Consider the following 22,259-nt stretch of genomic DNA (forward strand, 5'->3'; position numbering starts at 1 on the left):
GCTCCGTTGTCGAACGACCGGGCGCGGCCCGGCACCGATGCAAACGCAAGCATGAATCAGGAGGCCGCGACGATCATGCGACATCTTCATCTCCCTATCTCGCACGCCGAGCCCGCGCCCAATACGCCGGGTGTCGAGCGGCGCATCGGTTCGAACCGATGGCTCGCCGCGCCTTCGGTGGCGGCTCTCGTACTGTGGATGGCGATACCGCTCGCGATGACGATCTGGTATTCGCTGTCGCGCTACAACCTGCTGAACCCCGACCAGAAGGGGTTTGCCGGGCTCGACAACTACCATTACCTGATCACGGATCCGGCCTTCGGGCCATCGATCGTCAACACGCTCGAGCTGATCGGCTCGGTGCTCGTCATTACCGTCGTGGGCGGGGTGCTGATGGCGATCCTTTTCGATCGCAAGTTCATCGGACAGGGCATTGCACGGCTGCTGGCCATCGCGCCGTTCTTCGTGATGCCGACGGTGAGCGCGCTGATCTGGAAGAACATGATGCTGCACCCGGTGTATGGCGTCGTGGCCGCGGCGATGCGAGCGTTCGGCATGCAACCGGTGGATTGGTTCGCCACCTACCCGCTCGCGGCGATCATCGTGATCGTCGCATGGCAATGGCTGCCGTTCGCGTTCCTCATCCTCTTCACGGCGATCCAGTCGCTCGACGAAGAACAAAAGGAAGCCGCGCGCATCGACGGCGCCGGGCCGATCGCGATGTTCTTCTACATCACGCTGCCTCACCTGAAGCGCGCGATCGCCGTCGTGGTGATGATGGAGACGATCTTCCTGCTTTCGATCTTCGCCGAAATCTATACGACGACCTCCGGCGGCCCTGGTACCGCCACGACCAACCTGTCGTACCTCATTTACGCGCTCGGCCTGCAGCAGTTCGACGTCGGGCTTGCATCGGCGGGCGGGATTCTCGCGGTCGTGCTGGCGAATGTCGTCGCGTTCTTCCTCGTGCGCATGCTCGCGAAGAACCTCAAAGGGGAGTACGAAAAATGACCCAACCCACCTTGCCCGCCGCGCGGCCGTTCGCGTCGCCGCTCGACGTCTTCAAGCGCGTCATTCCCGGCGCGCTCGCCTGGATCATCGCGCTCGCGCTCTTCTTTCCGATCTTCTGGATGACGATCACGGCGTTCAAGACCGAGCGCGATGCCTATTCGTTGTCGCTGATCTTTTCGCCGACATTCGAGAGCTTTCGCGAGGTGTTCGCGCGCAGCGATTATTTCGCGTTCGCGGGCAACTCGATTCTGATCTCGGTCGGCGTGACGGCGCTGTGCCTCGTGCTCGCGGTGCCGGCGGCCTATACGATGGCGTTTTTTCCGACGCGCCGCACGCAAAAGCTGCTGCTCTGGATGCTCTCGACGAAGATGATGCCGTCGGTGGGCGTGCTCGTGCCGATCTACCTGCTGTGGAAGAGCGCCGGCCTGCTCGATACCGTGTGGGGCCTCGTCATCGTCTACACGCTGATGAACCTGCCGATCGCCGTATGGATGGCGTTCACGTACTTCAACGAGATTCCGCGCGACATTCTCGAGGCGGGGCGCATCGACGGCGCAGCCACCTGGCAGGAAATCGTCTATCTGCTGATGCCGATGGCGCTGCCAGGGCTTGCGTCCACCGCGCTGCTGCTCGTAATTCTGTCGTGGAACGAAGCGTTCTGGAGCATCAATCTTTCGAGTTCCAACGCCGCGCCGCTCACTGTGTTCATCGCCTCCTATTCGAGCCCCGAAGGGCTCTTCTGGGCGAAGCTCTCGGCGGCTTCGCTGCTGGCCGTCGCGCCGATTCTGCTTGTCGGCTGGGTTTCGCAGAAGCAGCTCGTGCGCGGCCTGACGTTCGGGGCGGTCAAATGACGGATATCGACGTGCGTACCGATCGCGTGCTGATCTGCGACTGCGATGGCGTGCTCATCGACAGCGAGGCCGTGGCCGCGCGCATGCTCATTCAAGAGCTCACCCAGCGCTGGCCCGACGCCGACGTCGAGCCCGTGGTCATGCCGCTGCTCGGGCTGCGCATCGAGCGCGTGCTCGGCGATAGCGCGGCCGTGCTCGGCAAGACACTCGAGGCCGGTGAAATCGAGGCGATTCGCCATGCCGTCGAGGCCGCCGCGCGCAATGCCCCGATGGTCGAGGGCGTGTCAACGGCGCTCGAACGGGTGCCGTTGACGAAGGCCTGCGCAAGCAACAGCTACACGGGCTACGTGCAAGCCGTGCTTGCCCGTACGGGCCTGGCGCGCTTTTTCGGCGATCGGCTTTTTTGCGCGGATCGGGTGCCCAAGCCGAAGCCGGCGCCGGACGTTTATCTCGCGGCGGCGCAAGGACTCGGTGTCATGGCCGGCGCGTGCCTCGTCGTCGAAGACAGCGTGGCTGGCGTGGCCGCCGCGAGTGCGGCCGGCATGCAAGTGTTGGGATTCACGGGCGGCACGCATACGGGCGACCGGCATCTGGCGGCACTCGTCGAAGCGGGCGCCATCCACGTGTTCGACGAAATGCGGCAATTGCCGCTCATCGTCGAGCGCTGGCTCGAAGCGGGCATTGGATCCGCGCGGGCATTCACGGATAGGAAAGGAGACGAATCATGGCAAGCGTGACCTTACGCGGTGTCGCGAAGCGCTACGACGAGCACGAAGTGCTGCGCAATGTGAACCTCGACATCGCCGACGGCGAATTCGTCGTATTCGTGGGCCCGAGCGGTTGCGGAAAATCCACGCTGTTGCGGATGATCGCCGGGCTCGAGGATATAAGCGGCGGCGAACTGACCATCGATGGCGCGCGCATGAACGAAGTACCGCCCGCCAAGCGCGGTATCGCGATGGTGTTCCAGTCGTACGCGCTCTATCCGCACATGTCGCTTTACGACAACATGGCGTTTGGGCTCAAGCTCGCGGGCGCGAAGAAGGCCGAAATCGACGATGCCGTGCGCAACGCGGCGAAGATCCTGCACATCGACCATCTGCTCGACCGCAAGCCGAAGCAGTTGTCGGGCGGGCAGCGGCAGCGTGTGGCGATCGGACGTGCGATCACGCGCAAGCCCAAGGTCTTTCTCTTCGACGAGCCGCTTTCGAACCTCGATGCCGCCCTGCGCGTCAAAATGCGGCTCGAGTTCGCTCGGCTGCACGACGATCTCAAGACCACGATGATCTATGTGACGCACGATCAGGTGGAAGCGATGACGTTGGCGGACAAGATCGTCGTGATGTCGGCCGGTAACGTAGAGCAGGTGGGCAGCCCCAATCGTCTTTACCATGCGCCCGCGAACCGGTTCGTGGCCGGATTCATCGGCTCGCCGAAGATGAATTTCCTGGCGGGGGTCGTTCAGCAGGTGGCAGCCGATGGTGTGCTCGTGCGCTACGAGACGGGCGAAACGCAGAAAGTGGCTGTGGAGGCGCGCGGCATGCGCGAGGGCGAACCGGTCACCGTCGGCATCCGGCCCGAGCATCTGCACGCGCGGGCCGTGGGTGGAAGCGAGTTCGGCGTCGCGGCAACGGTGATGACCGTGGAATCGCTCGGCGATGCCGCCTATCTATATGCCGACTCTCCCGTGGCGGCGGATGGGCTGATCGCGCGTATTCCGCCGCTGGAGCGGCACGAGCGTGGCGAGGCGCTGAAGCTCGGGGCCGATCCCGAGCATTGCCATCTGTTCGATCAGGAAGGCCGGGCGTTCGAGCGCAAAATCGTCGAAGTGCTTTCGGCGGCGTGAAGGCTTGCGCGGGGCGGCTCGTTTCGGATCGGAGGCGAGCCGGCCTGCGAATGAATTAAGTCGTTTTTACTGCGTACAAGAAAAAGCCGAGTAATAATTTACCGCTGAGGCCTTTTACCACGAGCGCATTTCACGGCATCTCGTGGATTCACACTTCGAAAGGATTCATTGACTCCCGGTTTTGGTATATTCGCGCCATCCTTCTGATTTCCGATTGATGGCGCGATAAACCACGCGTGCCGTTTACAGCATTCGCCACTCGGATTATCTCGCGCACGCACCGGGGACATCATGATCTTTGCATCGAATGAGAATGGCAGCGGCGGCAGCCCCGTCAATGCCGGCGCGCTAAATGGCATCGGCTCGGTGGCCGGTATCGCCAGCCAGATCGGCTCGCTCGCCGGTTTGCCGGGTGCGGGGCTGATCGGCGGCGCGGCACGCGCGGTTCAACTCGCTCAGACAGGTTTGTCTTTATTGGGCAAAACGCCGGAATCGGTAGCCGATGCGATCAATAGCGTATCGGCAAGCGGCGCGGCACAGCTGACGCAAAGCAATCGCTATGTCACGCTCGAATCGCCATTGGGGCAGGACGTTTTGCTCGTGAATGCGGCGATCGTCGACGAATACGTCAGCCAACTGAGTGAAATCCATCTGGATCTGCTTTCTCACCAAAGCGACATCGATCCGGAAAGTCTCGTGGGGCAGCGCGTGAAGCTCGGCCTGCATCCCGAGCGGGCGGGCTTGAGCGAGGCGATGATTGTGGCGCGGCCCGACACGAACACGCGCTACTTCGACGGCTATGTGGCCTCGTTTGCGCGCGTGGGCAGCTCGGGCAAGGTGACGCGCTACGAAATGAGCGTGGTGCCGTGGTTCTGGTTTCTCACGCGCTCCACGGATTGCCGGATCTTCCAGAATCAGACGGCGCAGCAGGTCTTGTCGACGATATTCGTCGAGCTGGGCTTTCGCGATTACCAGTTCGACGTACGCATGCCGCGCAAGCCGATCGAGTACGTCGTGATGTACCAGGAGTCCTACTACAACTTCTGCGCGCGGCTGATGGAGCAGGAGGGCCTTTTCTGGACGTTCCGCTACGAGAAGGACAAGCACGTGCTCGTGGTGGGCGACACGAACGCGACGTTCGTCGAGATGCCGAACCAGAGGAGCATTGCGTACCACGCGGACAGCGCGGCGAGCGAGCACAACGGCATTGCGCGCTGGGACGAGGCGTTCGAATTTCGCGTCGGCAAGATCGCGTTCCGCGACTTCAACTACAACCGGCCTTCGTCCACGTTGATGTACGTGGAAGCGCCCACGAGCCGGCTCAAGAACAAGAACATCGGCACGACGGAGCGCTACGAATACCACTCGCTGTACGACACGCACGACGACGGCAAGCGCTATGCGCGCTACGCGATGGAAGCCGAGGAGGCCCTGGCGCGGCGCTTCAACGGCAGCGGTTATGCGAGCGCGATGACGACGATCGGGCGCTTCACGCTCGAGAACCATCCGAACGCGGCGTACGACGGCAAGCCCTACATCGTGCTGCACGTTCGCCACGAGGCCGTAAACGACTACACGCGGCACGGTGCCGAAACGCCCTATCGGAACACGTTCACGTGCTTGCCGGAGGAGGTGCCGTATCGATCGCCGCGACGCACGCCGAAGCCGCATATGCAGGGCACGCAGGCCGCGATCGTGGTCGGGCCTAAAGGCGAGGAGATTTACACCGACGGTAGCCGCGTGAAGCTGCATTTTCTGTGGGACCGACGCGGCAAGTATGACGGCACCGATTCGATGTGGATCCGCGTGTCGCAGCCGTGGGCCGGCAGCGGCTGGGGCGGCTCGGCGATTCCGCGCATCGGGCAGGAGGTCATCGTTGCCTACAACGATGGAGACCCCGACAACCCGGTCGTCGTGGGCCGCGTATTCAATGGCGGTGCGGCGAACCCGTATCACGGCACGAGCGGGCAGACGATGGGTATCCGCAGCCAGACGCACAAGGGGCAGGGCTTCAACGAGCTGCGGTTCTCGGATGTGGCGGGCGCCGAGGAAATGTTCCTGCATGCGCAGCACGACATGAATACCGTCGTGCAGAACGCGCAGACGACGCAGGTGCTGAAGGGCGACCGCTCGATCGCGGTGGCCAAGGGGCATCACTTCACGAAGGTGTCGACCGGCAATCTGCATGATGCGGTGACGCAGGGCAATACGACTCAGCAGACGCCCGCAGGCGTTCACACGATCGAAGCGAAAGAGTTGTGGATCAAGGTGGGCGGGGAAGGCGGGACGTCGATTCATATGACCGGCGACTCGATAGAAATACGCAAGGGCGCCTCTGTCATCCTCATCGAGGAGGCCGACATCAAGGTGCAGGCGAGCAATACGCACATCAATCCCGACAACAGCTGACGGCCGGACGCCGCATCAGAACAAGACAGGAAACGAAAAATGTATCGAATCCAAGAGGGCACGTTGTCGATTCCCGAGGAATGGATCGACAAGACGATGAACGTATTCGTCTCGGCATCGACGGGCACGGAGGGCGTGAGTTTCGTCGTGACGCGCGAGAGCTTGCCGTGGGGGATGCGCTTCGACGAGTACACGGCGAACGAAGTGCAGAAGCTGGCCAAGCAGATGCCCGACTACCAATTGATCGGCGGCGAGCCGGCTGAAGTGAATGGGCGCGCTGCCTATACGCACGAATACCGGTGGAAGAACAACGGCATGCCGCTTCATCAGTTGTTGACCATGGTCGAGTACGGCAAGCGTGTCCTGATGCTGACGTTCACGGTACCCGGCTCGCTGAGCGACACGCAGCGCGTGCAGGTGCGGCAGATCGTGGAAAGCCTCGAATTGAACGCACCGAACTGAGCTTCGCCCCACCATGGCCGATCAAAACGACAGCGAATCCGGCGAAGCCCCGGCGCCCGGCGGCACGGCCGAGGAACGGCTCGCACGACTGAAAACCCTCGAAGACGGCGAGGCCAGAAAAGCCGAGCAGATGGAGTGGGTGGACGGCGCCAACTACGGCATGCTCGGTGCGGACGTTGGCTACGGCGCTTATGCGGCGGGCTCGGCTGCGGTGGCGAGCGGCGCCACGGGAGCGGCTGCCGCGGGCGCCGCGGCGTTGTCGGCTGTGCCGGCCGTGATTGCTTTGGGCGGCTCGTGGCTGCTTGGCAAGTTCGGTGTAACCGGGGCAATGGCGGAGGGCGCCACGCGCGTGGGCGATGCGCTCGGTCTTACGATTGGCCGCGGCGACCCGCATCCCGCTTGCGAAGGCGACGAGATCGCGCATTCATCGGGCTTCATGGGCATGCTCGCCGGGCTTGCTGTGGGTGTGGCCGTGGGCGCGATGGTGGCGGCTACCATCGCCACCGGCGGGGTCGTGGGCTTGCTCATCGTCGGCGGATGCATGGCAGGCGGGTTGAGTCTCGGTGCCGCGCTCGCGTCCGCCAGCCAGAGCATGGGCAGCGTGAGCGGGACGATCAAGAGCGGATCGGCCAATGTGACTTTCGAAGGCAAAAAAGCGGCACGCGTCACGGATGTAGCTGCCTGCACCAAGCATTCGCACGCGCCCGAAGCGATCGTGGAAGGCAGCAGAACGATCACTATCAACGGCTTGCCGCTTGCGCGTGTCGGCCATTCGACACATTGCAGCGCGAAGATCAATTCCGGACGAAAGAGCGTCTGGGTCGACAAGACCACCGGGCAGTTCGGCCCGAAGAACCCGGAGTTGACGGCCGGGGAGGAATTCATCGCGGGGCTGATCGGCGGGATGCTCGGCGCGAAGCTCGGCGGCTTTCTCGGCTCGAAGCTGCCGCGCCGCGATCCGACGCGCTCAGCCGAGGTGTTCGGCAAGAAAGACGAGCACGCGACCTGCAAGGAAGACCCGGTGGATGTGGCGACCGGTGAGGTCGTCGATGTACGAACCGATGTCTCGATCCCGGGCGTGCTGCCGCTCGAATTGACGCGACGCTACCGCACGCGCTCGGACGACCGCGGATTGCTCGGCGCGAAATGGTCGACCACGTGGTCGCAGCGGCTCGAATTCGATGGCGACCACACGGTGCGCTTTCACAGCGCAGGCGGTCAGGCCATCGGCTTTATCGCGCCCGAAGCCGCGCTGGACGGCATCAATCTGCGCGAACCGCGCTACAGGCTGATTGGCACGCGGGCCGAGCCGCGGATCTTCGATAACGACACGCGGCAGGTGTGGGTTTTTGCGCCGCTTTCGCGCGAGCGGCCGTCTCGCATCGAACGGCTTGAGGATTTGAGTGGGAATCGTGTCGTTTTCGGCTACGACGAAGCGGGTCGTTTGGTCGAACTCGCGCATAGCGATGGATATCGAATTGCGCTGCACTATCGCGGCACGGCGAATCTGCTGGAGCGCGTTGTGCTGCACGAGGATGCCGAGCGCTCGAGCACGCTCGTGGAATACGGATACGAGCAGGCGATGCTTGTCTACGTGGCGAGCTTCCAGCGCGGCTGCTTCCACTATTCGTACGACGCGAACGGCTGGATGACGAGTTGGCGCGATACGGCCAAGACGGAAGTCCGTTACCGCTATGACGAGCACGGCCGCGTAGTAGAAACTGGCACGCGCGAGGGCTATCACACCGGGCGGTTCGTCTACGAGGATGATGAAGCGCGCACGCGCGTAATCGATGGCGACGGCGAGTGGGTGTTCGAGCGCAACGCCGACGGGCTCGTCGTGGCGGAGACGAATCCGCTCGGGCATCGAACGGTTCGGGAATGGAGCTTGGGGCGGCTGCTTTCGGAGACCGATGCGCTCGGGCGGCGCACCGTCTATCGCTACGACGAGGTGGGCGGCCTGATTGCCGTCGAAGAGCCGAGCGGGCGTACGACACGCTTCGAATACGACGACCGGCGGCGCATGAGGGCCGCTGTGCTGCCGGGGGGCGCGAGGATCGGCTTCGAGTACGACACGCTCGATCGATTGACCTCGCGTACCGAAGCGGACGGCAGCGTGACGCGGTATCGATACGGCGAGCGCGGCGAGTTGCTGCGCATCGTGCGGGGGACTCGCGAGACGCGGCTCGACTATGACGCGCGGATGCGCCTCTGCGAAACGCGGCTGCCTTCGGGCGCGCGTATGCGCAGCGCTTTCGATGTGCTCGGGCGTTTGCTCGAGGAGGTCGATCACGAAGGTAATGTCACGCGCTACGACTACACGCCGGGCAAGGACAATCCGCGCGGAAACGTTGCACAGGCGACGCAGCCGGATGGCGCGGCGTGGCGCACGCGCTATGACAGCGAAGGGCTGCCTGTCGAGCAGCGCGACCCGCTCGGCCGCGTGACGCGCCGCGAATACGGGCCGTTCGATCTGACGATGGCCTCGACCGATGCGGCGGGCCACACCACGCGCTTCGAGTACGACCATGCAACGCGGCTGACGAAGGTCGTCAATGCGTTGCGGGAGACGTGGGAATACCGCTATGACGGCGCGGGGCGTCTGATCGAAGAGATCGATTGGGGGGGACGGGCGACGCGCTACGAGCGCGATGTGATTGGGCGATTGCTCGTCAAAACACTGCCCGATGGCGGCACGTGGCGATACGCCTACGACGAACGCGATCGCCTCTCGTCGGTCGACGCTGGCGACGTGAAGCTTGTTTATCGGTACGACAGCTTTGGGCGGTTGGCGAGCGCGGAAGTGCACGAGGCGGATGGAGAGCCGTGCGTTACGCGCTTTGCTTATGACGCAAAAGGGCGCCTGACCGGCGAGGAGCAGCACGGGCATTTGCTGCGGCACGTGTACGACGCCGAAGGCAAACGCACGCTGCGGGCGACGCCGCACCGCGAGACGCAGTATGCGTACGATGCGCTCGGTGCGCTGACGAAGGTCGGGCCCATGTCGATTGCGCGCGATGCCGTGGGGCGCGAAATTGGCCGGCAGGTGGGCGATTTCGTGCTCGAGCGGCACTACGACGCGCTGGGCCGGCTGCGCAAGCAGGCTGCGGGGCCGAAGTGGGCGTTCGAGCAGTTGGCGTCGAACCCGGCGCGGGCATACGAGGCGCTCGGACGTGAGCTCTACGTGTACGACGCGGCGGGGCAGATCGATCGCGTCGATACGGAAGCGGACAGCTTCACCTATCAGCACGACGCGCGCGGGCAGGTTACGTTGATGAACAGTTTGCTGCAGCCGGCGGAGCACTACCGGTATGACGCGAACATGAACATCACGGGGCATGGGCCGCGTGGGCCCGATGATGGGCACACCTATTTGCGCGGCGGGTTGCCGGAGCGCGTGGGGTACACGCGGTATCGGTACGACGCGCGCGGACGGACGATCGAGAAAACGGTCGAGCAGCCGGGCTTCCGGCCGAAGACGTGGCAATTCACCTGGGACGGATTGAACCGGCTTGTGAAGGTGAAGACGCCCGAGCGCGGGGTGTGGCTTTACCGGTATGACGCGTTCAATCGCCGCGTGGAGAAGCGGCAGGCGGGGGCGAAGGAGGCGGTTCGCTTCCTGTGGGACGGGTACACGGTTGCGGAGCGGTGGCAGGAGAGGGATGGCACGACCGGGCAGGTCGTGACTTGGCATATCTCTCCGACGGACTTCATGCCGGTTGCGCAGGAAACCGATCGCGGGATGTATCCGGTGCTCGCGGATCAGGTTGGACTGCCGCGGACCGTGTTCGATCGCGAAGGCAAGCGCGTTTGGCAGGAGCGGTTCACGCTGTGGGGCAAGGCGCAGGGTAGCGGGAAGACTGCTGCCAATGATGCCGATGGGGACTTCGTCGATACGTCGCTGCGGTTTGCCGGGCAGTGGGAGGATGAGGAGTCGGGGCTCTCGTATAACCTGCATCGGTACTATGATCCGGAGACGGCACAGTATCTAAGTGTTGATCCGATTGGGTTGGCAGGAGGGCTCAGGACTCAAGCGTATGTGCATGCGCCGCTGCTCTACTACGATCCGCGCGGCCTTGCGGTTTGCCCGGTAAGATTCGACCGCTATAAGGCTTATCGGCAAGCGGGTTTTTCGGCGAGAGATGCTGCGAACCTTTCGAGGCCGGGGCAGATAGATTTTTACGTGAACTCTCAAGGGGCTACTTTGCCGGCAACGGGGTACCGGTATATGGACAGCCGATACGCAGAGCGAACCCAAAACACGATGACGGCGCCGTTAAGTTACTTTGGGTTTACCGACTATCAGACGGGCGCAGCCGCGCGGGATGGCTTCCAAATTTTTTATGAGGCGGGCAATCCAAAGTCGTGGAGTGACGCGCGTCTCAAAGGGGAGTTCGATACACTGCAGCTGTTCGGCCCGGACGGGGCAGTGAACGCAAAAGTCCCGCTCGCCAATGGCGGCGTTGGTCCTGAACTTGAACCATACACGGCAGCATATCCGGAATACGGGAAAGGTGGACAGGCTCAGCTTGTCCCAGAGATTCCCGGCTCGACGGTCCAACTGCAGAAAGTTACTTTGCTACCTGAAGAATGACGATTGACGAGCTTCGCGCCCACTTGAGGCATCTTATCAATGCATATGTACAGGATGCAGCGACACGAGTTCGGTTGCTGGATCTTGTCGAACGCGATGATGTGCCTGCCAAGGGTATCCTGGCCGAGTTAACGCCGTTGCTACCCAACGCAATCACTGCTGATGACGCGAACATCATAAAAGACATCGCATTTTATTTCTGTTGAAGCAGGCAAACTCCATGTCCGATGAAGGGCGCGCTGCGCGGCCCTTCATACGTTCATTCGGCGGTGATGGTAAGCCTGCCCTGCTCGACGGCGATCCTGACGCGCTGGCCGGGTTGGAATCCGGCGTGCTCGATCCATCGGCCGGCAAGCTTCATCCAAGGGTATAGCGCGGGCGCGGTGCGCTCATGCGCGGGTTTGTGCCACGATGCTTGAAAGCGCTGTGATTGCTGAACGGTGACGAACCGTTCCGAGACGACGGGGCGTGCCTTATGATGGGCGTCAGCCATGAACAACTCCTGTGATGAGTTGGTTGTGGTCAGCGGGCCGAGAGTGTTGACGCACTGACGGCCCGCGCTTCGTTTACCGCTTACCTCTTCTGCCTGCTGAAGCTGCCTGAGCTTCGGCAGGCTTGCGCGCAACAACCCCCGCTGTCTAGCATGCGGTGCAAGCCGCCGAGTCGTCTTGCACCGCATGTCCGAGCGTGGAGAACCGATCACCGTCAAGGCCAAGCCCTTCGGGCGCGCGATGCGCGGCCTTGACGGATTCGAGCTCGACGATGCACCGACGACATTGCTTGCAAAGGTAGGCTAGAACCTACGTCCCCGAAGGTTTTTACCTACCATTGCCACCTGATTGTTGGCCGCGTCGGTCCACAAGCGCCGAGATTCCGCCGGGTTTGCCGTCGCACTGCGTGCGCCGTCAAACCCGGCGGCCCAAGGGCTGGTATCGATGCGCCGATGGCGAGAAAATCGCGTCTACGAAAAAAATCAGTGATGACGGAGGTGTGAAGCCGGAGAGCCTTGCCAGATAAGGGGGGCAGCCCACGCGAAGGAGGTTCGCGTCTAAGGAAACTGAATCGGGATTACATTACAATCTCAACAGATACTATGACGCGGAGACGGGGGCTTACCTCAGCATCGATCCGCTCCGGCTGGATGGAGGGATCAGAACGCATGGGTACGTCCGCAGTCCGTTGCAGCAGGTAGACCCGCTTGGACTTGCCTCGTGCTTTTTGTATCGGGGAGTCAGCGCAAAGCACCCGGCACTAGCAGATGCTACGCAAGGTATCGTTTCCCCCGGAAACATCAGAGGCACGGTTACTGCGGACGAACATAATGCTGGCGGCCGCTCGGGAGATAGTCCGTTTACCTCGTGGACACGTGATCCTGAGATCGCAAAATGGTGGGCAAACCGAGAGGGGCCCGGTGGTGTTGTTTTGAAATTGCCGACCGGCGCGCCGAAGCCGGGTGATGGATGGTCATGGGAATATTCGATAGATGAGTTCGGTGAACAGGAGGTCTTGCTGCGTGGAGTCCGCTCCGGCGCGGAGGTTATTCCGCAATGAAAATCTCTGACATTGCATCTCGGGTGGATTTCTTGGCGATTTTAGGCAGGGACGATCTAGATCGCATGGCAATGCTGACGCTTCAGAAGGCACTTGGCAGCGGATGCGTTGAGCGCTTTCTCTCCTCGGAGGGGAGCGTTGATGAATACACGCGGGATGGGATTTTGCAGCTGCTGCGTCGTCGAAATGACGGTCTGGCCCGACAAGGCCGGACTCTTGACGGGTATGCACAAGCTGTCGCTGCGGTCAGGTCGTTGAGTGAGGATGAGCGCATAAGTTGGTTGGCGATTCTGATGCCAACCGATATATCGATCATCCTGGTTCGTGTCGCAACGTTCGATGTACTTGCGTGTTTGTCGTTAAATCGCAGCGAAACGCAGACTGTGAAGCGGCCAAGCAACTGGGATGGTTCCAAAATATCATAGGATATCGATGTACCGCTTTCGGGGCGCGAGAGTTACATTGCAACCTCAATTCGTACTGATGGCATATCTTGCCGACTGTGGGTCGACGGAAAGCAAGTGTTGTAATGACTGAGGGCCGCTTACGCGGCCCTCAGTCATTCAAGCGGTGATTAATCGAAAGCTTGCCTGATGACGATGTGCCGTTTGATGTAGTCGACGGAGAAATGGACGCGCTCACCGGGCATGAAGCCGAGGTGTCTGAGCAGCGCGTCGGCGACCTGCATCCACGGGATGAACGGCTTGTTTGACCCGCTCTCCCCCGGCGGGATGCATGAGTGGTTATTGGTTTCTCGGGCACCTACTTTCAAGCAGTGGGGCCTCAAGGCAGAGGACATTTGGGAACTGAGGACGCCTACCGGTACGACCAGCGGTATCAACCCGACGTGGCAACACGGAATGAAGGGGTCAACGGCCGCACACAACGAGCTTCTCGGTATCATTGATTCGTCGAACGACTATGGGACGTTTGTGAGGCGTTTGCAAAACTGGGCGAACTACCGCCTCACAAATGGTCGTGATGATTTACCTGCGGGCCTGCGTCCGTAGGGGAGATAGGGCATATGAACAAGGATCTAAAGATCTCGGCGTGGATTGGCAAGTTCTCTGGCGCGGATGATCTTATTCAATACGTTGAAACGCGTTACGGCGCAAGCGGAAACTCGATGAGCCAATTTTGGAGTGAAATTGGCATCTCTTGGTTCGATGATGATTTTAGAGAGGCATCAATGCTTTCGCCGGGAAACGAGACACTTGCGGAAGAGCTGCGAGAATTCTCCTATGGAGAGAGCTTTGCCGACGAGCTTCTTCGCCGGCTCATTAACGTGCGTCAGTCTGGCATGGACGGTCTGATCCTTTTGTACGACTTCGATTATCCAAATGTCGGCACGCAACGGCCACACAGTCGTGTGACGTTTGTCGGGAGCTTCGACTACAGTAAATAATCGGGGTTACATTACAACCTGAATCGGTATTACGATGCGGAGACGGGACAGTATCTCTCCCCAGACCCGATAGGACTCTCGGGGGGACTCCGTACCCAGAGCTATGTCGCAAGCCCGCACACATGGGCTGATCCTCTTGGCTTGTCCGGTTGCAATTTCCAAGAGTTTCTGAAGCGAGAGTGGGGCACGCGTGATGTTGAGGATGCACTGGCAGCAAAACGGCTCAACCCTGCGTTGGATCGCATATTGACAGACAACGAGTACTTGGCCATACGCGGATACACGTCGAACCTTTACGAGCACATAAACCCCGCCCTGCGTGCGGGAGACGCTGGCAAGTGGAGTCAGCTTACCTCTGAGGCAGCGAATGGCTTGGGAAAGTTGGCGGATAACGGCTACGTTTATTCAGGTGACGTTGTGCGCAACTTGCATCTGACCGATGATCAGGTACACCAACTCTTCCCTGTAAACGGCGTCTTCAGCGACAGGGCATTCTTGTCGACCACCTCCGACCTCGGTGGAGTTTTTCCGGGCAAGGTCACGATGAGGATCGCGTCGAAGACGGGGGTGTCGGTAAGCTCAATGTCCGAGTATCCTCGAGAAGCGGAAGTATTGTTTAGTCCAAGTACCCCGTTCAAAGTGCTCGGTCGGACCCAAGATCCTACTAAGGGCACGTGGGACATATCGCTGGAAGAGTTGTGATGAGTAACGCAGGCGACAAACCGAAGGATGCCCAACATGAAGCGCTGCAACGCGCCGCCGAGCGGGCGCGCATTCGGGCGCAATATCCGGCTGACATGGGCTTTCACCCCCTTTCGGCGAAGTTCACCGATAATCCCGATGCAGTTAAGGCCCCGTGGCTGGCCGCGTACTTCCGCTACCGCAACCATCACGCGACGGCACGCCGACAGGAACTCTACGAGATTCTCGCGCAGATTGGCGCGGACAACTCCGAGCAGATCGACAGGTTTCGAGGCGCTCTTCTGGGGCTTGCGATTGGTGATGCGTTAGGGACCACGCTTGAGTTTGCCGACCGCGACAGTGCGGTAGTGACCGACATGGTCGGTGGCGGCCCATTTCGCCTCCAGCCGGGCGATTGGACCGATGACACCAGTATGGCTTGCTGCCTCGCGTATAGCCTAATTCGATGCGATGGGTTTGACGCCGACGATGCCATGCTTTGCTTTTCGTATTGGTACCGCTTCGGCGCCTACAGCCCAACTGGCACATGTTTTGATATTGGCGTAACAACTCGCGCTGCGATCGAGCGGTATCTGTCCACTGGTGAACCGATAGCCGGTTCGACTAGCCCGAACGATGCGGGTAATGGCTCGCTCATGAGACTAGCACCTGTGGTGCTGCGTTATGCCTCGGATTTCGAGGCTTGTGTTCATTTCGCGGCGGAGAGTTCGCGGCTGACCCATGGCGCGCCGGAGGCAGTCGACGCATGCCGGTATTTCGCGGCACTGCTTTGGGGAGCGTTGTCCGGTGTACCCAAGGATGTTCTCTTGAGGGAGCGATATGCACCCATAGCGTCGTACTGGGACCGGCACCCCTTATCTCCTGCTGTCGATCGAATTGCGCACGGCTCTTACAAGCGCAAGCATCGTGACGAAATATCGTCCTCCGGCTATGTCATCCACACGCTTGAGGCGGCTTTATGGGCCTTCTTCCACTACGACGGGTTTGAGCCAGGACTCCTTGCTGCTGTGAACTTGGCCGGCGACGCGGATACGGTTGGTGCAGTTTTCGGTCAATTAGGCGGTGCGTATGGCGGCGAGACGAGTTTGCCCATCAAGTGGATCATCCGAACGTATGGCGGGCAAGGTTTCTATCACTTCGCACAAGAACTGCTCGCGCTATCGAAAAGAGGTAGGTGATCTGTCCGCGTAGCTTCTGACGGGGCCGCGCGCGCGGCCCCCAGTTATTCAAGCGACGGTGATAGGACCGTGGCGCCGCCACTTGAACGCGTGCACAATAGGCTGCGGTGTCCTGCAACGTCCGTGTCGAGCACATACCGGGGAACCTATCGGCCGCAGCAGTAAGCGCCCTGAACAACAAGCCCCATGAAACATGGACCCCGACTTCGACCAAATGCTCCGCGCTTACCGTTCCGGACGGATTTGTCTGACGGAGATGAGAGGATGGCTGACGAAAGAATCTGATCGCGTCGAGAGGCAGCTATCGCGAGGGCTACTGTTGCGCCTCAAACACGGTAATGATTCGCTGGCGATGGCGGCTATCGCACGCTTGCTCCCCGCATGTGCGCATTGCGCCGCGTTATACGAGCCGAAGGAATTCGCAACGCGAGACGAGCATCGTTTATGCTCGCGCCGCTGCGATCTCGCGGTTGCCGCAAGAACGCTTGTATGCGTTGCGGCTCCGGAATGGGGTGGGGAGGTTCCGCCGTCTTCGGGCTCGGCAAAGCACTATCGCTGCGCGACTTGCGAGTCGATATGGGTGCTCGTAGATCCAGAGCGCGAGGATAACGGGTCATGGAGCAGGATCGCGTGACCGAGAGGAGTGCGTTCACTTTTTCCCCGAAGTCCCCGCACCAACAGTGCCGTTCGGCGGCATGATTCCCAATAGCCACGAAAAGTCCTGCCGGCTCCAGCCATCGAGTGCGGCCGGCTTTCCGATGGCAGGCGTACCGGGGAAAGCGCCAAAATTTGGATTCTCGACGATCGGGTTGGCGTTGCTCGTGAACGACGCATACGAATGGCACGTTATACACGACGACTGCTGAGGCAACACCTGCGCATTGAATTCGGTGAACGAATTGCCAAGCCGTATCGCCTTACCGTCGGAGTCGACGTAATCCGCTTGCACGCCCACCAATCGGTAGTTGTAGAACGCGCGGCGAAGCGCGGCCGCGTCCATCAGCGTCCGCAAGTCCTCCGTCATGCCGGTCTTACCGCCCGTGCTCGATGAGAGCGAGCCCCACTGGTCGGAGCAATTTGAATACAGCTTCGGGTTGCAACGATTGGGATTCGTGGCGGTGCTTTGCGGCTCGAATGTCGCCCATACCCAGTTAGGGCGGACCTTCGAAGTGAAATGCAGACCGACGAGGGCATAGCATTCGTCGCCGATCTTCTCGACATAGAACTCGTTGCTTATCTTGTCGCAGGTAAAAGCGGGGTTGATGGAGGTCGATGGCAACCAATCGGCTTTAACCTCGATAGCGGATGACGGCAAAGAGAGGGGGCCGTTGCTGCGTATGAAGTCTCTTTGTCCAGGAAGTGTCTGAAGGCTGTATTTGATATTGCGGCCGGGCGGCGACGTAATGAAATCGGCTTCCGCCTGATTGACGTGGACTTCTTCGCAAAACAGCGGATTGGACGACAAATTCTTCGGTATGAACGGTAAGAATGCGCTGTCGATAGCATTCTTCTCGGTGGTCATCTCCTGACACAAGGCGGGAAGGTCGCGCCCTTTCGCCGCGAGCACGCTCGCGTGCAAGCGCTGCCTTCCTGCCTTACCGGCGCAGTCCCTGCCGCCGCTGGTCAAGCACGTCTGCTCCGGCCAGGTTTCCCAGGCGAGCGGCAAACCAGGATTTCCGCTCGCACAGTTCGCTGCGACGAACAACTGCCAGGCTAAATGTTCGAGCGAGTGTGCGCCATCCGGAAGATCGGTGGGAATCGAGCAGGCAGATGACGTCGAAGAAGGGCGGACGGCGTCCGCATAGGCCGGCGAGCGGGGTGCGCAAAGCATCGCGCCGGCGACGAGAAGCAGCGCCGCAACGAAGAGGCGTTTTTTCATTTTTCTCCCTGGCCGGGCGATGGATGTACGGCTTCGGAGCACGCCCGGGCCGCGGTTGAACGTCCATGCAAGGATAGGGCGTGCCCAACAAATGCGTCCTATCACAACTGCCAGTTGCGAGCCTTCCTTGCGAGGGTTATCTGGTCCGCGCGGCTGACTATTCGCCGGCTTCCGTCGATGGCATTCGGATATCGTCCCGGGCGTTCGCGTGTGGTCGGATTCCGCGGCGAAGCCGCTCAGGGTTCGCCACTCGTGCGGGCAAACTCTGTCGGCGGCATGCCGACGAACCGGCTGAACGCCACGCTGAAGGTACTTGCGGAGCTATAGCCGACACGCTGTGCCACTTCCGCAATGCCGCCTTCCTTTCGTCGCAGCAGGTTCTTGGCAAGAGCCATGCGCCAGGCGAGCAGATAGGCCATCGGTGCCACGCCCACCGCGCGCCTGAACCGATCGAAGAACGCCGAGCGAGAGAGGGCGGCTTCCTTCGCGAGGCCTGCCACGGTCCACGCCTGTGTAGGATCTTCATGCATTCGCCGTATCGCGACGGCGAGGCGGCTGTCATTGAGCCCACGCAATAGCCCTGACGGTGCCGATATCGCAGGCGTGGAGCGAAACGCTTCGATCAGCAGCACCTCGAGCAACCGCGTCATGACCACATCGCGCGCGGGCCTTTGCGCGCGCGATTCATCCCGCAGCAGTTGCACGAGTGTCGCGAGACGGGCTTCATCGCGAACGTGTACGAGCGCAGGGAGTAGCGAGACGAGCAAGGCCGCATCGGGCGAGCCGAAGCTGCAATGGCCGACGATCAGCCGCACGTCGGGCGAGCCGCTTCGAGCGCCCAGCCTGAATTCGCCGTTCGCGAGCGCGACGGGCTGACTGTCGATGTCCGGCTTCGATTCCGCCGGTTCATGGCTCGACATCGCGAAACCGTACGCCGCCGGAATCAATACGAAGTCGCCTGCCGCGAGCTGAATCGACCCATGCCAGGCGTGTTTCGTTTTTCGACTCTCTGCGGGGCGATGGATGGACGGCTTCAGCGGAGCCGGAGAACGGTGGGTGATACATGCAAGCCTCGGTGTAAAAAACTGATTTATGCGAAATGCCTAATTATTTCGAATTGAGGCGATTGAGAAAAATTTCGTTTTCGTTGAAAAAAATTCGCTTTCCGAGATTTATTTAGATTCGGTGGTTAATAAAATCGATGATTATCTATCGAAATTAGTTTGTGTTGCGAGGCGGAGTTAAATGGACTGAGGGCTTGCCGGGTAGGCGAAGTTGTTTCCTATGCTTATTTCGATTTTGGAGTCGATGTTTTGGTGATGGGGCGGCTAGTCACGATCCGCATATCCGGGAGTTGCGCATGGCGATGCTCCGTGCAGCGGCATATGCTGCCTTCGAGTTAAAAGGTTGTGCGCGTTGCTTCTGGCAGGGCGCATGGCGGTTCTATTTTTTAAAGGAGGTGCGTATTTCATAAAGACGGCATGTGGTTTGTTTCTTTATTTTATTACTTTCAATTATGCAACCGATAACCTCCATTCAAACGTTCGTCTCTCAATCGGGATCGAGCGATGAGCATCCGTTGCCCGAGCAGCCGCTTCTGGTTGGCCGGCAAAGCCCTATCAGCAAAGCAGCTCTGCTCACCGGACTAGGCAAGCTCCGTCACACGCCTCGCCCGCCGGAGGACGCGCCAGCTACCTCTACGGCGAGACGTCGACAACTGAGTGAAATGATGATCCGACACCGCGCCACACCGCCGAGTCAGGGAAGGTTTCGTCTTTCTCCGCACCAGTTGGGAAGCGCGGCAAGAGTTGACTCGCAGCTGTATCATCACCGCACCGCGACCGAGGCACCCGTATTCTTTAGTGAATTCGCGACTGAGAAACCGTCTCTGTCCATGGTGGATGCGCTGTCCGAAGGCAAGCGTGACTATTACGTGGTGCGGCACCTCGGCAAGCGCGGGCGGGACTTGTACACCGACGAGCCTGTGGAAGGGAATGACAGCAAGATTGGACAGCTGAAAACCAGCCCGCTGTTGAGTACGCAGCGGAGCGGCGTGCGCGCTATCCGCGGGTTTGCGGCCACGGCGACCATCGACCAGGCCCGCGGAGAATATATTGGTCGGCTGCACCGGCACGTGGTGGAGATGCTCGGAAGCCGGGGCGGGGTTGTGCACTTGGTGCGGCCGTCGCGTGACCCATATGTCGAAGACAGCACACTCAATTTCTTCACGTTCTGCGAGCAGACCGAACTTGCCGATTCGCTGAATCGGATGGAAGGGCGAGCAGCTCGCACCGAGAAACGCCCGCCGATAGTATTCACCGATCATAAGTCACTCATTGGATTGTCGCGAACCTCGCGTACAGAGGCCAGCCCGATAGGCCGTCTGGTGCAGCAGCCGTTCTTTGTGACATCGGAGCTGCGTGGGGGCGATAACGTGGTCATTGCCGACGACCATATCCAGGCTGGCGGATCTGCACTCGCAATGGAATCGGCGGCTCGAGGAGCAAATGCCAATGTATTGGCTTTCGCTGCATTAAGCGCTCATCCATTTTCGTCACAACTGACCATGTCGGCCGAAGTCCGGCAGTTCCTCGACCAGACTCTCGCCACGTGGGATCCCGATCGCCATGTTTCCGACCGACTGGCGCAGCTCGGTATGCCGCGCGATCGAATGACCAACAGCGAGGCGATGATCTTGATTGCGTACGCGATCGATCCTGATGATCATCAGGCCGTGGCAAGATTCGAGGCGTTGCAGCAGCGGTTCTTTGACCGGGCACACCTGCACAACGTCGGCATCGATCCTGACGCGCCCGATGCCGGCACGAGAATGGATTTGCTGCAACAAAGGCAGGAGGCGATGGGTACCGAATCGGCCCGCGCGTTCGTGAACAATTCGCGGGTTCTCGAGGGAGAAAACGATTCCCTGTTGCCGGTCCTTCGGGCAAAGCCAAAATCGCCGCAGGAAATCGTGCGGGAGCTCAACGAGGTCAGCAGTGCAAGCCGCGCATCTATCGAGGCATCGGATGTAAAACAGGTGGTCGTGCTCGACTGGGATGATTGTCTGCGCGACGAGAAGAGCATGAATTATCAACTCATGCATAACGCACTGGCAATCTCCGCGAGGGAGCACATGAAAGCGCTGCCCGAACTCGGCGAAGCCGTTGCTCGCCTGCGTGTCCGGATGCAGGCGGGCGACACCGCAGGCGAGGGTGATCCACTCGTGATGATGAAGCAAGAGGATTTCCGGGACCACCTGATGGCCAATCCCGGAATATTCAAGCGGCACATCGCAGAGGACTTCGTCCGGACGATGCTACCCGAGCTGGACAAATCGAGAGCGTTGATGGCAACCAACGCTATATATGCCCAATTCACACGGGAATACAAGCGGCTGACCCGTCCACGCCGGGATGAGACGCCACGTGACGTTCCGTTTCCGGATATCCAATTCGCTCTCCTGCCCGGTGCACGAGAGTTGTTGGACAAATCCCGCACGGCCTCTTCACGAGTGATTCTCATCAGCAATCGGGGACAGGGGGATCTCGAAAGCGAAGTGAATCACCTGAAGATGATGCATTACTTCGACGTCGTATCCGGTACGCCGATGGTTACCCGCGCAAAGCCCGGCAAGCATGGCGCCGCCATGCCGGAAGCGCTGCAGAGACAACTGACTCAGGCACTACGTGGCGACGATGAAGTTGCGCTGCGTATGGCGCTCGATAGCGCGGTGGCCTATGCCCACCCAGATACAAGCGTGGTCAAACGCACCGACGGGAAACCTCGCGGCGACAGGCTCAGGCAGAGTCTCGAAACCCTGTCGATCGCTGAGGACGTTCCGATCATCTCCTATGGAGACCAGCCGACCGATGTATCACAGGCTGCGGAACTCGCTGCCCAAGGACGCCGGGTTGAAGGCGTCATCGTCAATCCTCAGCGCGGCGACGTGGGGCAGCACATCGATGTGGCAGGAATCCCGACGCGCGTTACAGGTAGCATGACGGATCTGTAGTCGTATCCCGCCGGCAGGAATGGCGGTCAATCCGTCGACACTGGTGTGCCGGAGGGCGCTCCTCCGGCACATTCGTTGTTAGCGGCTGTCTACGTTTGCTGAGATGCGCTTACATCCTGTCTTTTTCGCGAGCGGGACGGGATGACCCGAACGCTGCTGGGTCATGTGCTGCTTATCCGGCGCGGAAAGGTCCGGGGGGGGCGGCGTCGTGATATCTGGCGGAATCGACGTGTACATCATGCGCAACTTGTGACTTGATGCGGGTGCCCGTCTGGCCTGAGCGCGGAAATAACGGTCGATCGACCAGGATCGTGTGGCGGCGACCCGTTTTGAATGGTTTGAGGCTCGCGCCTTATTTG

At 60.6% G+C, this 22,259-nt stretch carries 14 protein-coding genes and 3 pseudogenes; 14 read left to right on the forward strand and 3 right to left on the reverse strand.

From position 1 onward, the window contains the following. Window positions 1-75 precede the first annotated feature (75 nt). The 8 genes from U0034_RS13520 (at window position 76) to U0034_RS13555 (ending at window position 11,379) form a co-directional block, all read left to right on the forward strand. Window positions 76-1,011 carry a carbohydrate ABC transporter permease gene (locus U0034_RS13520; RefSeq protein ID WP_085228142.1) on the forward strand — a complete coding sequence of 312 codons (936 nt, stop codon included), beginning with the start codon at window positions 76-78 and terminating at the stop codon, window positions 1,009-1,011. Then, entirely contained in the window at window positions 1,008-1,862 is an 855-nt protein-coding gene (locus tag U0034_RS13525; RefSeq protein ID WP_085228090.1) for a carbohydrate ABC transporter permease, read from the forward strand. Before U0034_RS13520 ends, U0034_RS13525 begins: the two co-directional genes overlap by 4 nt. Beyond that, window positions 1,859-2,599, forward strand: coding sequence for an HAD family hydrolase (locus tag U0034_RS13530; protein ID WP_085228091.1), 741 nt, complete (start codon window positions 1,859-1,861; stop codon window positions 2,597-2,599). The genes U0034_RS13525 and U0034_RS13530 overlap by 4 nt, the downstream gene beginning before the upstream one ends. Then, on the forward strand, window positions 2,587-3,708 hold the full coding sequence (locus tag U0034_RS13535; RefSeq protein WP_085228092.1) for an ABC transporter ATP-binding protein: 1,122 nt from the start codon (window positions 2,587-2,589) through the stop codon (window positions 3,706-3,708). The genes U0034_RS13530 and U0034_RS13535 overlap by 13 nt, the downstream gene beginning before the upstream one ends. A gap of 291 nt (window positions 3,709-3,999) precedes the next feature. Next, complete coding sequence (locus tag U0034_RS13540; protein ID WP_114717861.1) at window positions 4,000-6,117, forward strand: type VI secretion system Vgr family protein; 2,118 nt, start codon at window positions 4,000-4,002, stop codon at window positions 6,115-6,117. A 39-nt stretch (window positions 6,118-6,156) separates the two neighbouring features. Next, on the forward strand, window positions 6,157-6,579 hold the full coding sequence (locus tag U0034_RS13545; protein ID WP_085230396.1) for a DcrB-related protein: 423 nt from the start codon (window positions 6,157-6,159) through the stop codon (window positions 6,577-6,579). A gap of 13 nt (window positions 6,580-6,592) precedes the next feature. Continuing rightward, window positions 6,593-11,173, forward strand: coding sequence for a DUF6531 domain-containing protein (locus U0034_RS13550; RefSeq protein WP_085230395.1), 4,581 nt, complete (start codon window positions 6,593-6,595; stop codon window positions 11,171-11,173). Further along, window positions 11,170-11,379, forward strand: a complete 210-nt coding sequence (locus U0034_RS13555) for a hypothetical protein (protein ID WP_085230394.1) — start codon at window positions 11,170-11,172, stop codon at window positions 11,377-11,379. Before U0034_RS13550 ends, U0034_RS13555 begins: the two co-directional genes overlap by 4 nt. A 53-nt stretch (window positions 11,380-11,432) precedes the next feature. Here U0034_RS13555 and U0034_RS13560 read toward each other — a convergent pair whose 3' ends face one another. Beyond that, a complete protein-coding gene (locus U0034_RS13560; protein WP_085230415.1) occupies window positions 11,433-11,666 on the reverse strand; it encodes a SymE family type I addiction module toxin in 234 nt (77 codons plus the stop codon). Between the two features lie 560 nt (window positions 11,667-12,226). Between U0034_RS13560 and U0034_RS29230 the strand changes: the two are divergent. The 5 genes and pseudogenes from U0034_RS29230 to U0034_RS13585 all read left to right on the forward strand — a co-directional run. After that, window positions 12,227-12,379 (forward strand): annotated as a pseudogene (locus tag U0034_RS29230) (RHS repeat-associated core domain-containing protein); the annotation flags it as partial. A 341-nt stretch (window positions 12,380-12,720) separates the two neighbouring features. Further along, a complete protein-coding gene (locus U0034_RS13570) occupies window positions 12,721-13,149 on the forward strand; it encodes a hypothetical protein (protein ID WP_085230393.1) in 429 nt (142 codons plus the stop codon). Window positions 13,150-13,748: 599 nt separating this feature from the next. Then, window positions 13,749-14,129 carry an immunity 22 family protein gene (locus U0034_RS13575; RefSeq protein ID WP_085230392.1) on the forward strand — a complete coding sequence of 127 codons (381 nt, stop codon included), beginning with the start codon at window positions 13,749-13,751 and terminating at the stop codon, window positions 14,127-14,129. Then, a pseudogene (locus U0034_RS13580) lies at window positions 14,130-14,831 on the forward strand (RHS repeat-associated core domain-containing protein); the annotation flags it as partial. After that, complete coding sequence (locus U0034_RS13585) at window positions 14,831-16,009, forward strand: ADP-ribosylglycohydrolase family protein (protein WP_085230390.1); 1,179 nt, start codon at window positions 14,831-14,833, stop codon at window positions 16,007-16,009. The pseudogene U0034_RS13580 and the gene U0034_RS13585, both read left to right, overlap by 1 nt. Window positions 16,010-16,658: 649 nt before the next feature. Here the strand turns inward: U0034_RS13585 and U0034_RS13590 are convergent. Together U0034_RS13590 and U0034_RS13595 are read right to left on the reverse strand one after the other, a co-directional pair. Then, entirely contained in the window at window positions 16,659-17,888 is a 1,230-nt protein-coding gene (locus U0034_RS13590; RefSeq protein WP_085230389.1) for a hypothetical protein, read from the reverse strand. Between the two features lie 236 nt (window positions 17,889-18,124). Beyond that, a pseudogene (locus U0034_RS13595) lies at window positions 18,125-18,865 on the reverse strand (AraC family transcriptional regulator); the annotation flags it as partial. A 539-nt stretch (window positions 18,866-19,404) separates the two neighbouring features. Between U0034_RS13595 and xopC the strand changes: the two are divergent. Next, window positions 19,405-21,900: a XopC/Rsp1239 family type III secretion system effector gene (xopC, locus tag U0034_RS13600; protein WP_114717859.1), complete on the forward strand. Its 2,496-nt coding sequence runs from the start codon at window positions 19,405-19,407 to the stop codon at window positions 21,898-21,900. The last annotated feature ends 359 nt before the right edge of the window (window positions 21,901-22,259 follow it).

It is taken from the genome of Trinickia caryophylli (assembly GCF_034424545.1).
Taxonomy (GTDB): Bacteria; Pseudomonadota; Gammaproteobacteria; order Burkholderiales; family Burkholderiaceae; genus Trinickia; species Trinickia caryophylli.